At 78.1% G+C, this 270-nt stretch carries 1 pseudogene; it reads right to left on the minus strand.

The annotated features are described in order from the left end of the window. Window positions 1-270, minus strand: a pseudogene (locus SKC42_RS27580) (PE family protein); the annotation flags it as partial.

Consider the following 270-nt stretch of genomic DNA (forward strand, 5'->3'; position numbering starts at 1 on the left):
AATGCCGGCGGAGCCGCCGATTCCGCCGGCGCCGCCGGAGGCGCCGTTGCTGCCGCTACCCCCGGTTTGACCGGCGACGGTGGCGGCCAGGCCGGCCGCTCCATCACCGCCGGTGCCGCCGTGTCCGCCGGTGCCACCAATGCCGGCGTTGCCGGTCGCGCCGGCGGTGCCGGCTCCGGTGCCGGCTGCGCCGCCTGCTCCGGCGGTGCCGCCGTTGCCGCCGATTCCGCCGGCGGTGGCGTCGGTGGAGCCGATGGTGGTGTCGGTGAA

Source organism: Mycobacterium sp. 050134 (assembly GCF_036409085.1).
In the GTDB taxonomy this organism is placed as follows: Bacteria; Actinomycetota; Actinomycetes; order Mycobacteriales; family Mycobacteriaceae; genus Mycobacterium.